The 13,414-nt window shown below is 57.1% G+C and carries 10 protein-coding genes and 1 pseudogene; 7 read left to right on the forward strand and 4 right to left on the reverse strand.

Going from position 1 to position 13,414, the window contains the following annotated elements; all coding sequences use genetic code 11:
• The 7 genes and pseudogenes from GF1_RS01675 to ftsH all read left to right on the forward strand — a co-directional run bounded on the left by GF1_RS01675 (nt 1) and on the right by ftsH (nt 8,800).
• A complete protein-coding gene (locus GF1_RS01675; RefSeq protein ID WP_267927893.1) occupies nt 1-768 on the forward strand; it encodes an ABC transporter ATP-binding protein in 768 nt (255 codons plus the stop codon).
• Nucleotides 768-1,493 carry an ABC transporter ATP-binding protein gene (locus GF1_RS01680; protein ID WP_267927894.1) on the forward strand — a complete coding sequence of 242 codons (726 nt, stop codon included), beginning with the start codon at nt 768-770 and terminating at the stop codon, nt 1,491-1,493. Before GF1_RS01675 ends, GF1_RS01680 begins: the two co-directional genes overlap by 1 nt.
• A gap of 46 nt (nt 1,494-1,539) precedes the next feature.
• A complete protein-coding gene (locus GF1_RS01685) occupies nt 1,540-2,838 on the forward strand; it encodes a phenylacetate--CoA ligase family protein (protein WP_267927895.1) in 1,299 nt (432 codons plus the stop codon).
• A gap of 364 nt (nt 2,839-3,202) precedes the next feature.
• Nucleotides 3,203-4,432 (forward strand): type III sulfide quinone reductase, selenoprotein subtype, encoded by a 1,230-nt coding sequence (gene sqr, locus GF1_RS01690; protein ID WP_267927896.1) that lies wholly within the window; start codon nt 3,203-3,205, stop codon nt 4,430-4,432.
• An 11-nt stretch (nt 4,433-4,443) separates the two neighbouring features.
• Nucleotides 4,444-5,199: a DUF1641 domain-containing protein gene (locus GF1_RS01695; RefSeq protein WP_267927897.1), complete on the forward strand. Its 756-nt coding sequence runs from the start codon at nt 4,444-4,446 to the stop codon at nt 5,197-5,199.
• Between the two features lie 361 nt (nt 5,200-5,560).
• Nucleotides 5,561-6,265 carry a ribonuclease PH gene (gene rph / locus GF1_RS01700; protein WP_267927899.1) on the forward strand — a complete coding sequence of 235 codons (705 nt, stop codon included), beginning with the start codon at nt 5,561-5,563 and terminating at the stop codon, nt 6,263-6,265.
• Between the two features lie 706 nt (nt 6,266-6,971).
• Nucleotides 6,972-8,800: pseudogene (gene ftsH / locus GF1_RS01705) on the forward strand (ATP-dependent zinc metalloprotease FtsH).
• Nucleotides 8,801-9,214: 414 nt separating this feature from the next.
• On the opposite strand, the gene GF1_RS01710 reads toward ftsH, so the two are convergent.
• The 4 genes from GF1_RS01710 to rlmKL are packed head-to-tail and all read right to left on the reverse strand — an operon-like array spanning nt 9,215 to nt 13,099.
• On the reverse strand, nt 9,215-9,967 hold the full coding sequence (locus tag GF1_RS01710; protein WP_267927900.1) for a Mut7-C RNAse domain-containing protein: 753 nt from the start codon (nt 9,965-9,967) through the stop codon (nt 9,215-9,217).
• Between the two features lie 3 nt (nt 9,968-9,970).
• On the reverse strand, nt 9,971-10,321 hold the full coding sequence (locus GF1_RS01715; protein WP_267927901.1) for an MTH938/NDUFAF3 family protein: 351 nt from the start codon (nt 10,319-10,321) through the stop codon (nt 9,971-9,973).
• 1 nt (nt 10,322) lies between these two features.
• Nucleotides 10,323-10,853: an NUDIX hydrolase YfcD gene (yfcD, locus tag GF1_RS01720; protein ID WP_267927902.1), complete on the reverse strand. Its 531-nt coding sequence runs from the start codon at nt 10,851-10,853 to the stop codon at nt 10,323-10,325.
• 17 nt (nt 10,854-10,870) lie between these two features.
• Nucleotides 10,871-13,099, reverse strand: a complete 2,229-nt coding sequence (gene rlmKL, locus GF1_RS01725; protein WP_267927903.1) for a bifunctional 23S rRNA (guanine(2069)-N(7))-methyltransferase RlmK/23S rRNA (guanine(2445)-N(2))-methyltransferase RlmL — start codon at nt 13,097-13,099, stop codon at nt 10,871-10,873.
• Between the last annotated feature and the right edge of the window lie 315 nt (nt 13,100-13,414).

The raw sequence follows: 13,414 nt of genomic DNA on the forward strand, positions 1-13,414 counted from the left end.
ATGCTTGAACTGCAGTCGGTCAGTAAACGGTTTGGCGGTCTGCGGGCCGTGGATGATGTCAGCTTCCAGGTCAGGGAAGGGGTTATCAAGGCGGTTATCGGTCCCAACGGGGCCGGCAAGACTACCCTCTTCAACCTGATCGCCGGCAACCTGACGCCCACCTCGGGCCAAATCCTGTTTCAGGGCCGCGAGATCCAGGGCATGAAGCCGCACCGGATCGCGGCGCTCGGCATGTCACGGACCTTTCAGAATATCAACCTGTTCCACGGTATGACCGCTCTTGAATCGGTGATGGTGGGGCGCCATGTGCGCTCCAGGGCCGGTTTTTTTGCCGGCATGTTCCATCTGCCCTCCACCTGGAGGGAGGAACGGGAGATCCGGGAAAAATCCATGGAGCTTCTGGAAATGCTCGATATCGCCGAGTATGCCGACATGGAGGCCACCAGCCTGGCCTTTGGGCAGCAGCGGGCCGTGGAAATGGCCCGGGCCCTGGCCACGGAGCCCAAACTGCTGCTCCTGGACGAACCGGCCGCCGGGCTCAATATCTACGAGACCGCTGAGGTGGCCCGGCTCATCACCCGGATTCGGGATATGGGTATCACGGTACTGCTGGTGGAACACGACATGTCGCTGGTCATGGACATCTCCGATGAAATTGTGGTCCTCAGTTTCGGACAGAAGATCGCCGAGGATGTCCCGTCCGCGATTCAGCAGAACCCCGAGGTTATCAAGATCTACCTGGGCGAGGATGAGGAGGTCGGTGCCTGATGCTCAAGATCAGAAACCTCGATGCCGGATACGGCAAACTGCGGGTCCTGAAAAATATCTCCCTTCATGTGGACGCCGGCGAGATCGTCACCATGATCGGTGCCAACGGGGCCGGCAAGACTACCCTGCTATCCACCATCATCGGCCTCGTGCGGCCCATGGCCGGCGAGATAGAGTTTCGCAGCTGGGACTGCTGGAAACTGAGCTCCCAGGATATCGTCGCCGCTGGCTGTGTGCTGGTCCCGGAGGGACGCCAGGTATTTGCCACCATGACGGTGGAGGAAAATTTGATTCTTGGTGGTTATGTGCTGCAGAAAAAAGAGGGTAAGGCGGCGGTACTCAGGGAGCTGGAGTATCAGTACGAGCTCTTCCCTGTTCTTCGGGAGCGGCGTAATCAGCTGGCCGGAACCCTATCCGGCGGCGAGCAACAGATGCTGGCCATGGGCCGGGCCCTCATGTCCCGGCCGCGGCTGGTGATGATGGACGAGCCGTCCACAGGCCTGGCACCACTGGTGGTCCGGGATATCTTCCGGGTGATTGTCCGGTTGCGGGATGAGGGCAATACCGTGCTGCTCGTGGAACAGAATGCCAGGGCGGCGCTTTCCATTGCCGACCGGGGCTATGTCCTGGAAACCGGCAAGATTATCCTCCAGGGCCCGGCCGAGGACCTGCTGGCCAACCGCGATGTGCAGAGGGCCTATCTTGGCCGCGAAAAGATCGAGTAAAGGTTACCCTGAAAGCACCCTTCAAACTTCTACCTTCAAACTTGCCATGTACTGGGAACCGGAAAAAGAATGTATGGACAGGGAGAGCCTGGAACAGCTGCAGCTGGAACGGCTTCAGTCGACACTGTACCGGGTGGGCACCCATGTGCCGTTCTACCGTAAAAAATTTGATGAGCTGAAGGTCAATTTCGAGGACATCAAGTCCCTGGATGATCTCCGGAGGCTGCCGTTCACCACCAAGCAGGACCTGCGCGATAACTATCCCTACGGCCTTTTTGCCGTCCCTCTCCGCGACGTGGTCCGGATCCATTCCTCCTCCGGGACCACAGGGCTGGCCACGGTGGTGGGCTATACCCGCAACGATCTCAAGAACTGGTCCAACCTGGTGGCCAGGATTCTGACCGGCGCCGGGGTCACCAAGGATGACGTTATCCAGATCGCCTTTGGTTACGGTCTGTTCACCGGCGGTTTCGGGCTCCATTACGGGGCCGAACGGATCGGGGCCTCGGTTATCCCCATTTCGGCCGGCAACACCAAGCGCCAGATCCAGATCATGCAGGATTTCCGGACCACGGCCCTGGTCTGCACCCCGAGTTATGCGCTGATCATCGCCGATACCATGATGGAAATGGGGGTCAATCCCAACGGGTTGTCCCTGCGGGTCGGCCTGTTTGGGGCCGAACCCTGGTCCGAGGCCATGCGTCAGGAGATCCGGGATAAACTCGGTATCGTCGCCACCGACAATTACGGCCTGTCCGAGATCATGGGGCCTGGAGTGGCCGGCGAGTGCCAGGAGTGTAACGGGTTGCATATCAACGAGGACCATTTTCTCCTTGAGGTCATCGATCCGGAGACCCTGGAGCCTGTGGCTCCGGGGGAGGTGGGTGAGCTGGTGGTCACCACCCTGACCAAGGAGGCCTTTCCCATGATCCGCTACCGGACCCGGGACCTGACCCGGCTCATGCCCGAACCCTGCTCCTGCGGGCGGACGTTCACCCGGATGCAGCGGATCATCGGCCGCAGTGACGATATGCTGATTATCAAGGGAGTCAATGTCTTCCCGATCCAGATCGAAAAGGTCCTTTTTGAGATCGAGGGCACCGAGCCCCATTATCAGATCGTCATTGAGCGGGAAAACCACTCCGACAAGGTTACGGTCCTGGTCGAGGTGGTGGAGTCCATTTTCTTTGATTCCATGAAGAAACAAAGGGAAATGGTCGATCTCATCAAGGCCCGCCTGGCCTCGGAGCTGGGGATCGGCGTCAACGTCAAGCTGGTCGAGGAAAAAACCCTGGAACGTTCCGAAGGTAAGTCCCGGCGGGTGATTGACAAGCGACAGCTGTAGTACCGGTTTTTTCTTCTTTTTTACCTTCTGTTCCATCCTCTTGGTGCGGTTGTTCCTGACGGGAACAGCCGCTTTTTTTTTGGGCGTTCCCCCGGAGGACCTTCGTTTGCCGGGAAAGGGCCACTTTTCAGTCAGCTTACATATTTCTGTTGATATTGGTGCCACCGTGTGACATTAATACAGATACCCCTGTACCACATTGAAGGCTGAAGCGTGTGGTGCATGAAAAGGAAAGGGATCTCCAGAGGTGGCCAGGCTGACCGCACAACCACATCTCCTTTAAATGGCAGGGATACCCCTGGTGTCTGCAAGGCTGTCCTCCGGGCAGTCAATCCAATGATCCACAGAATTTGGGAGGTGGAATGTGAAAAAGCTGGTTATTCTCGGTGCGGGTTGTGCCGGAACCATGGTGGCCAACAAGTTACGGAAAAAACTCGACCGCGATGAATGGTCTATCACGATTATCGATAAAGATGATCGTCATATATACCAACCGGGGCTGTTGTTCATTCCTTTTGGCATTTATAAGGCAGAAGATGTGGTCCGCAGCCGGACCGAGTTCATCGGCAAAGGTATCAATTTCATCGTCGATGAAATCGTGGCCGTGGACACGGATAATCAATGCGTGGAAACCATTGCCGGCAGCTATGATTATGACAAGGTCATAATCTGTACCGGGGTCAGCATCGCCCCGGAGGAGGTGCCCGGCATGATGGATGGCTGGCAGAGCCAGATCTTTGACTTCTACACCCTGGAGGGGGCGGTCAATCTCAGCCGCAGGCTGAGGAAGTTCAAGGAAGGCAGGCTGGTCCTCAATATTGCCGAGTTTCCCTTCAAATGTCCGGTGGCGCCGCTGGAGTTCGTGTATCTGGCCGACGCGTATTTCACCGAGCGCGGCATCCGTGATCAGATCGAGATACGGCTGGTGACCCCGTTGCCGGGTGCCTTCACCAAACCCAAGGCAAGTGCCTTTTTCACCAGGCTCATCGAAGAAAAGAACATACAGGTAACCGCCAGTTACGACCTGGCCGAGGTGGACTGCGAAAAGCAGCAGATCGTATCCGCCGCCGGCGAGACCATTGACTGGGACCTGCTTGTCTCCATCCCGCCCAACGTCGGGGCCCGCTTCCTGGTCAAATCCGGAGTGGCCATGGATGAAGTGGGCTACGTCAAGACCAACAACCATACCCTCAAGGCCGAGCAGCATGACAATATGTGGGTTCTGGGGGACACCACCACCCTGCCGACCTCCAAAGCCGGCTCGGTGGCCCATTTTTCCGCCGAGGTCATGGTGGAAAATTTCATCCGGGAACTGGAAGAGGAGCCGATCCGCGAAGATTTTGACGGCCATGCCAACTGCTTCATCGAGACCGGATTCAACAAGGCCGCTCTCATCGATTTCAACTACGAGTACGAGCCCCTGCCCGGAAAGTTTCCCCTGCCGGGCCTGGGACCGTTTTCCCTGCTTGGTGAGTCCAAGGCTAATCACTGGGGCAAAATGATGTTCAAGTGGGTCTACTGGAACAAACTGGTCACCGGCGAAGAGATGCCGCTTGAGGCCCAGATGTCGCTGGCCGGCAAAGTTCAGGAGTAAGGGGGCGCGGTATGACCAATGAGGAAAAAATCCTGGAAAAGCTCGATATCCTTACCGAGGAGATCCGGGAAGCCAAGCGGGCTGTGCGGCCCTACGTGGAGCTGAAGGAGGACCTGCAGCCCCTCATAAACGAGATGGTGGCCGAGGCCATCACCAAGCTCAGCGGCCTGGACCGGCAGTTTGAACTGGAAGACATCGGCGATATGATGGGGCAGTTGCTTGTTTCCAGTAAAAATCTCACCGAGGCCATGAAGACCCTGAACAGGATAGTGGAGTTCAAGAACGACTTTGAACCCTATTCCAAGGAGATGTTCAAAGAACTGGTCGAGCGGCTCCAGCAGACCCTGCATGGTTTTGAACCGGAAAAATTGCAGGAGCTGATCAAACAGTTTGTCATCAACATGGGCAACCTCGCGGATATGATGAAGATGCTGGGCTCGATGATGGAGTTCAAGAAAGATGCCGCCGCCTTGTCCCAGCCAGCCTTCAACGAACTGATTGCCCGCCTGGACTGTATGCAGCGAAAAGGTGTGTTTCAGGCGGCCGAACAGATGATGGACGTGACCCAGCGGGTTGGATCCCGTCTGCAGGAGATCGATTTTCAGCAGGTGGAGCCGGTCCGGGGCGTCTTTGGCATGCTGGCAGCCATGCGGCGGCCCGAGGTCCAGGAAGGACTTGGCATCATGATCGAGCTGGCCACAGTCTTGACCGCCCTGAAGGAACCCTCGGGGATGGGAGAGTGCCGCAACCGGTCAGCCGCCGCCTGACTGGCCGGGCTGTCGTCCGGGTGGTAAAGATAAAAAATAACGACGTCACCCCCGAAAGCCCAGGCGTTCATCGCCTCTTTTGGGGTGTTTTTTCTACTGTCCCTTGTGGCGCTGAGCTGATTTTTCCAGATGTCCTGCCGGTAGCCCCGCAGCTCTTTCCCCGTGTTCACTCTGTTGCCCTGTAACCATGTTCGTGGAACATCCCGTTCTTGGCACCGGAGCGCAACTCTTTCGATTCGGGAGTGGCGTTTGGCTTCTCTTTGCGACGCTGTTTTGCTATGGTTGGATCTCCCCGGGAAAAAGAAGAGGCAGCTTTTAAGGAAGATTTGTAGAATCGCGTTGACCGATAGAGGAGAAAACGATGAACAGAAAAGATAACCGGGCCGCGGACGGTATGCGGCCGGTTTCCCTGGAGTATGATGCCCAGCCCCATGCCGATGGTTCGGTGCTGATCAGGATGGGTGGCACTCACGTGCTGTGCGGAGTGACCGTGGAGGAAAAGGTCCCTGGTTTTCTGGAAGGGACCGGTCAGGGATGGATCACGGCGGAATACGGGATGCTGCCCTGCGCCACCCACAGCCGCGGCCGGCGGGAGGCGGCCACCGGCCGGTCGGGCCGAACTTACGAGATCCAGCGGCTGATCGGCCGCTCGCTGCGGATGATGGTGGACCTGGCGGAACTGGGATCCCATACCCTGCGGGTTGACTGTGACGTGATAAACGCCGATGGCGGGACCCGCTGCGCCTCCATCACCGGGGCGGCCCTGGCCCTGCGCAGGGCCCTGGAGCGGATGGTGGAAAGGGAGATGATTCCGGAACTGCCCGCTGTTTTACCGGTGGCGGCCATCAGCGTCGGGGTGGTGGACGGCGAGGTTCTGCTGGATCTGGATTATTCAGAGGACAGTAGAGCCGAGGTTGACGCTAATTTTGTCATGGCCGGTGATGGTCGTTGGATTGAAGTGCAGAGCACGGCCGAGGGAACTCCTTTTGCTCCTGAGCTTTTCGGCCAGATGGCCATGCTGGCGGCAAAGGGTATAGAGGAACTGTTCAGGCTGTGGAAAGACTAAGAAGCAGATCAGGTTATGCTGTGCTGATCTGATTTTGCAGTCCGTTTTCCACCGTTAAGCTGCGACAGTGACCCCGACATGGCGGGAGTGTATCAAAAAATTCCGAAGTCGCTTTGCATTCGCTTACCAGGCCAGGTTCCGAATAAGCCGTATATTGCCTGCGATTGACAGCCCGGCCGGACTGAACATGCCTCTCCATACTTGCAGACACCTCTACTCTTCGTATCATTGCTCTTCTGGAACTGATTGCACCGCAACGATATTTCCAGACACGCCTAAAAGCTATTGACTTATAACTGGCTGTTTTGTAGGACTTATTAAATCGTCGAGGGAATTGGGGCCTGTGCGGGGCGATTGGAAAAGGGGGACAGGTCCTCTGATAGTACGATTCTATGCCCGCTAAGACCGTCGGTTGCGGCGATGTTGGGAGTGAATGCGGGATAGACCTTCTCACTGTGTCTTTTTCCCGCCAGGGTCGTTGCCCTGAAAAGCGATTTCTTATCACCTTCTTATCACCCCCTCACCTTCTAATAACCTTCCCATCAGGGTTATTGCCCTGATAAGCGATCTCTTATCTTATCACTTACACTCTCGAGCTTTGCAAACATAGGCCTTGCTTATAAGTCAGGCGTAATATTCATGGTAAACTGCAAATGAGAAGCGAATGAATAAAAACACAGAACAAAAAACGCCTTACCCAGCCTGGATGCGCTATGTGCTTATCGGATTGGTCGCCGCGTTTGCTTATTACTGGCTGTCAATAGGCCTGAGAACACCTGAACCGAGCTATGAGATCGCCTACAGTCAGTTCAAAACCTTTGTGCAGAAGGGTCAGGTTCAGGAAGTGATTATCAGGGGGTTGGTAATTGAGGGTGTGTTTAATATACCGATGCCGATTGGACCACAACAGGAAGTGGCTAGCAATTTCAGTACGCGTCTGCCCAGCTTTGGGGATGAAAGTCTGATACCGGTGCTGGAGTCGCAAAACGTCAACATAATGATTGCCGAAGAACGTGGCAAGGGCACCTTAATGAGGGTGTTGCTGGTGTTGCTGCCCTGGGTGTTACTTATGCTGTTTTTCTATTTTATCTATTCACGCACAGCCAGAAATCTTGGTGGAACGGGAGAGCTGAAAAAATTCCTCGAATCACCCGTAAAGGAAGCCGGCATACCCGAAGTCACCTTTGCCGATGTAGCCGGGCAGGATAACGCGAAGCGGGAAATCTCCGAACTGATAGAATTTCTCAAGCACCCGGAGCAGTTTCGCAAGTTGGGGGCCGAAATACCCCGCGGTGTCCTGTTGATGGGAGCACCGGGGACAGGAAAGACTCTGTTGGCCAAGGCGCTGGCGGGTGAAGCGGGGGTGCCCTTTTTTTTTATATCCGGCTCCGAGTTTATTGAAGTCTTTGTCGGTGTCGGTGCATCCCGGGTGCGCAACCTGTTTGCCGCCGCAAAGAAAAATGCCCCCAGTATTATCTTTGTCGATGAACTGGACAGCGTGGGGCGTACCCGCGGTACCGGCCTGGGCGGTGGCCATGATGAGCGTGAACAGACCCTGAACCAGATTCTGGCCGAACTGGATGGCTTCACCGGGCGGGAAAATGTCATTGTACTGGCCGCTACCAACCGTCCGGATGTGCTGGACCCTGCCTTGTTACGCCCTGGTCGTTTCGATCGGCATGTCACTCTGGATCTGCCCGATCGCAAGGACAGGATCGCTCTGCTCAAGGTGCATACCCGTAATGTTCCCCTGGCCGATGATGTGGAACTGGACAAGATCGCGGCTGGTAGCCCGGGCTTCTCCGGTGCAGATATTAAAAATCTGGTCAACGAGGCGGCGATTCTGGCTGCCCGCTGCAAACGGGAGACGGTCTTGATGCAGGATTTTGATGAGGCGCGTGACAGGCTGTTGCTCGGTTCCGTGCGCACCATGGCCATCCAGCCTGAGGAGCGACATCGACTGGCCGTGCATGAGGCAGGTCATACTATTGTCGCCTATTATATACCTCATGCCGATCCGTTGTATAAAGTGTCGATCATTCCCCGTGGCCGAGCACTGGGTGGAACGCAACAAATATCTGTGGAGGAACGTCATACCTTGCCAGAAGAATATTTACGCGATCGGATTACCGTGATTCTGGGGGGCGCAGTGCAGAAAAAGAACTGCTTGGATCCGTTAGCTCTGGTGCGGATGATGATATTCGTTCGGTCACCACCCTCGCACGAGCCATGGTGGCTCGCTGGGGCATGTCGCATGAAGTGGGTCCGGTTGATCTGCGCGAAAGCGAAGAGCATCCTTTTCTCGGGCGCGAGATCGCTCAGCCCCGTCGCTATAGTGAGCATTCCGCCCAGACCGTAGACAAGGCGGTGCACGATATGATTATTGAATCAGAAAAACAGGCTTTGGAAATCATTAAACAACATCGTGACCAACTGGACCGGCTCGTTGTGGCTCTGGAAGAAAAAGAGACACTGTATCGTAAGGACATTGAAAAATGCCTTGAACCTGGCGAACCAGGGGAACGAATAGAATAAACAACATGAAAACGGTGCAGGTTCAGGACGTCTGCAATTGATAGTTCAATGCTTCAATCCGCCTGCCGACCTCAGCGTATTCCGTGTAGTAGCCCAGGCTTAATCTCACATAGACTGTGTTCGACTCTGAACATCTGGAAGCGGACGAAAGCAGACATTCAACGGGAATGTACCCAGCATGATGCCAGAAGAAGAATCGCGGAGGATGATTGGGGGACGTAAAAAAGAGGTGGCCTCTTCAATCATCACAACTGGTTTTTCAGACTTGATTTCCCCGGTATTCCCGCTGTCCTCAAGGTCTGGATCAAAAGGATTGTCTCGCTCACAGCAGAAGAAATTATGTACATTCTGATCGTTACGCAGGCTCGCCTTTAATTTGGCTCTGATAAGGTTCCTGCAGAAATCGAGTGCTCCTCAACACAGAATATTCTGTAACCGGGTGAGCATTTTTTCGTGGTGGGATCCCTGCCAGTAAATTTTATCGCACCCCGGGCAGATGGCGAATCGGCTGTAATATTTTCTGGTCAGGGGTTGCAGTCGCTCCAGAACCTGTTCCCTGGTGACGGGCTTGAGGGGTGTGTTGCATTTAAGGCAGCGGCTGAAGGGGTCGACCTGCTTCTTCAGGCCGTAGAGGGTGAGGATTTCGGCAAGCTGCTGCCAGGGGTCCTGGGCCCGGACCAGGTGAGCGAAATCAATGATGCTCCGTTTGAGCAGGTCGCGATCCCGGCTCAGAAGGATTCGGCCCTGGGCCACGGCAGTGCGGGCTATTTCACCATCTTCCTGACCCGGTGACGGGAGCACGGTATCGAACCCGGCCAGGCGCAGCAGCCGGCCGAGTTTTCCGGCGTTAATGTCCACCAGGAACGCGATACGGTCCAGCGGGTGCGGACGGAGCAGGGTGGGCTCCAGGACCGGACAGGGAACCGGAAGGGGCAGAACGGTGACCTCTTCGCCGCCCCGCACAAGCCGGGAAAAATCCACCGGTTCACCGTTGATCTCGATGATTCCGACCTCGGGATGTGGAACCCGCAGCGATTCAATCACATCCTTGATAGAGGCCGGTTCCCTGAGGTGGAGACCGACGGAGGATCGGTTGCGCAGCCGGGGGTGGAGCAGTTCTCTGAGATTCCCCTGAAAACGGATATGCAGCGGGTCCGGGCTCGGCATGGGTCAGCAGGTCAGGTGCAGTCCCCCGGCAATGGTTTTCCGGTTCCTGAGCAGCTCATTGTATCGCAGGACGGCCTTGGCGGTGGGTTCGGCTACGAGGTGTATTCCCAGGGCTGCCAGTTCCCTTTCCAGGTCCGGGTCCGGCCGCAGCAGACCCGAGCTTCCGGTGCCCAGGATAAAGACCTCCGGCCTGGGTTCCAGCACTTCCTGGATGTCGTCCAGGCTGCAGCCATGGCCCTTTTTGCGCCACCAGCCGGGGAGCACCCGGTCCCCCTGGAGCAGGATGTCCGAAGTATGGACCTCGCCATGTATCCGCACACGTCCGAAACTGTACTCTTCAATCATATCCCGCATTTCAGCCCTTCTTTATTTTCGACAGCAGCGCCGGGGTCTCCTGCAGCCGTTTGAGAACCTCAAGCCCGTCGGGCGTCACCGGCTCCCGGTTCCCCAGGGCCAGTATCTCGGCCAGGTCCATGAACCGGCCCCAGGCCACCTCTTCCTTCTGGAGGACAAACGGCCCTTCGTGGCGACATGAGAAGATGCGCCCCCAGACCCGGTTGTCCCTGTCCTCGTAATACTGATCAAAGAGAACGTTGAGCTTTACGCCGCTCACCCCCAGTTCTTCGGCCAGTTCTCTTTTCGCCGCCTCTTCATAGCTCTCGCCGGCCAGGACCACGCCGCCGGCGGCGATATCGAAATAGCCGGGATAGACGTCTTTGTCCATGGTTCGTTTCTGGACAAAGAGCTGTCCTTCCCGGTTGAAAACCAGGATATAACTGGCCCGGTGGATGAGATTCTGCTCACGCATGATGTGGCGCGGGACCGCGGCGATTTCCCGGTTTTCTTCATCAACGATCTGGACGGTTTCCATGGCTGTAGGATACATGCTCCCTGCTCCTTGATTCATTGCGATGACTGTTGAATCCTGTCTTTTTCCTGATCAGCATCCTGGTGGCGCAGCTGCCAGCACCGGTGGATGAGACCGCCCTTGTGGCGCTGGAAGTCCCGGGGAATGGTCTCGCCGGTGATCTCCTCCACCCGGAAGTCATCCTCCAGGGCCTGGGCAAGCTGGAATTTGCGGAAATTGGTGGAAAAAACAAGTAAGCCGTTTTTGGATAACCGGCGCATGGCCAGGCGCAGCAGTTGTTCGTGATCGCGCTGGACATCGAAGGTTTCCTTCCGGTGCCGGGAGTTGGAAAAGGTGGGCGGATCGACAAAGATCAGCCCGAAGCGTTCCCTGGTCTCCCGCAGGTATTGCAGGCAGTCGGACTGGATGAAGAGGTGCTGCGGGCCGCCAAAGCCGTTGAGTGACATGTTGGCCCGGGCCCGGCCCAGATAGGTGGAGGAGATGTCCACCGTGGTGGTCGCCAGGGCGCCGCCCATGGCCGCATGCACCGTGGCCGAGCCGGTGTAGCCGTACAGGTTGAGAAACCGTTTGCCCCGGGCCAGTTCACCAAGCATCCGCCGGGTGGTCCGGTGGTCGAGAAAGAGGCCGGTGTCGAGGTAGTCGGTGAAGTTGACCAGGAAACGGCAACTCCCCTCGCGGACCTCGTACAGTTTGCCCGGGCCCTGTTTCTTCTGGTACTGGGCCCTGCCTTTCTGGCGCTGGCGGGTCTTGATGAAAATCCGGCTGTGGGGCACCTGGAGCATGTCACGGATGACCTGCAGGGCCTGGTTGAGTCGGGTCCGGGCCTTTTTCGGGTCAATGGTCTTTGGCGGCGCGTACTCCTGCACATGGACCCACTGTTCATAGAGATCCACCGCCAGGTTGTATTCCGGCATGTCACCATCGTAGATACGCAGACAGGTTATCGATTCCCGGCTGGCCCAGGGAAAAAGCTCCCGACAGTTTTTTCGCAGCCGGTTGGCGAAATCCCGGGCCGGACCAGGATCGTCCACCTCATGTAGGGTCCAGGTGGTTTCCTCTTCGCGCCAGGGCTCTTTTGTTTTTGTCCCGCCCACCAGCAGCCGGCATTTTATGGGGCCGTTGTAGAGCCGGAACCTCCCGTCCCAGGACAGCCTGGTCATATCGGCAAGTTCCGGATTGGAGGTAAAGAAGCCAAGCTGCCAGTCGGGAAAACGGGCCCGAAAAATTCTCCCCAGGCAGCGATAGAGATATTTCACGGCCTCTTTCTGGGACAGTCGTTCGCCGTAGGGCGGGTTGGTCACCATCAGGCCGCGGGACGCGGGTGACTCCAGGTGGGCAAGCTGGCGCTGGCTGACCTGGATCCTGTCCTCCAGGCCGGCCATGGCGATATTCTGCCGGGCCGCCGACACCACGGCGGGGTCGGCATCGTAGCCGATCATCTCCGGCCATTTTTTTTCCATGCCCCGGGCCTCCCTCTCCAGGGCCTCATCCACGAGACGCTGCCACAGTTTTGGCCGGTGGCCACTCCAGGCCATGAAACCAAACTGGTGGCGCATGAGACCCGGAGCTGAATCTCCGTAGATGAGCGCCGCCTCGATGAGCAGGGTACCGCTGCCGCACATGGGGTCGAGAAGCACGGTATCCGGTGGTGTATCGCGGCGCCAGCCGGCCAGGTGGACGATGGCCGCGGCCAGGGTCTCCTTGAGCGGTGCCTCGCCTGCAGCCTGGCGATAGCCCCGGCGATGGAGGCTGTCACCGGAAAGATCCAGCGACAGGGTGGCCTCTTTTCCCCGCACATGGAGATTGAAGCGGATGGCCGGGGCAGAGACATCCACGTCGGGCCTTCTGCCGGCCCGGGTGCGGAACTGATCGACAATGGCGTCCTTGACCCGGAGGGCGGCATATTTTGAATGGCTCAGTTCGGCATCGGTCAGGGTGCAGTAGACCGCGAAACTGGTATCCGGGGAAAAATGGGCATCCCAGTCAATTTTACCGGCCTCGTTGTAGAGGGTATCGGGATCCGGGGCCGGGAAACGAGCCAGCTCCAGCAGGATGCGGGAACCGAAGCGGGACCAGAGACAGGCCCGGTATCCGGTTTCCAGGCTGCCCTGCCAGGAAACAGCCCCGGGCATGGTGGTGATATCCTGGCCGCCGAACTCCTGAATTTCCTCTTCAAGCAATGATTCGAGACCGGCCCCGCAGGTGGCGGTGAACCGGGGGACTGTCCTGGCGCGTCTTTTCTTGAGCGTTGTTTTTGTCTGCATCTGCACGGGATTGTATGAAGAACGCGGGCTCGTGGTTTCCTGAACCTGCGATGATGAACGGGAAGGAACCGATTGGTTCCTATAATAGACCACCTGGGCCATATTGACAGCGTCATTTTTTCTTTTATGCCGTCGTACCCGGAAAAGCGGGATTCCCCTCTTTTTCTCCTGGGTCCCAACGATTCTTGCTTTTTTCATACCGTTCCATACAATAGGTATACGGCTTTTCTTATCCATGAAAAAAAATCGGCCTCGACAGGCCGGGCAGGCAGGAGCGGAGCTGGAGAGATGTTCCGGCCACAGGGCTGCTTCCCG

Origin of the sequence: Desulfolithobacter dissulfuricans (genome assembly GCF_025998535.1) — a bacterium.
GTDB classification, from domain to species: Bacteria; Desulfobacterota; Desulfobulbia; order Desulfobulbales; family Desulfobulbaceae; genus Desulfolithobacter; species Desulfolithobacter dissulfuricans.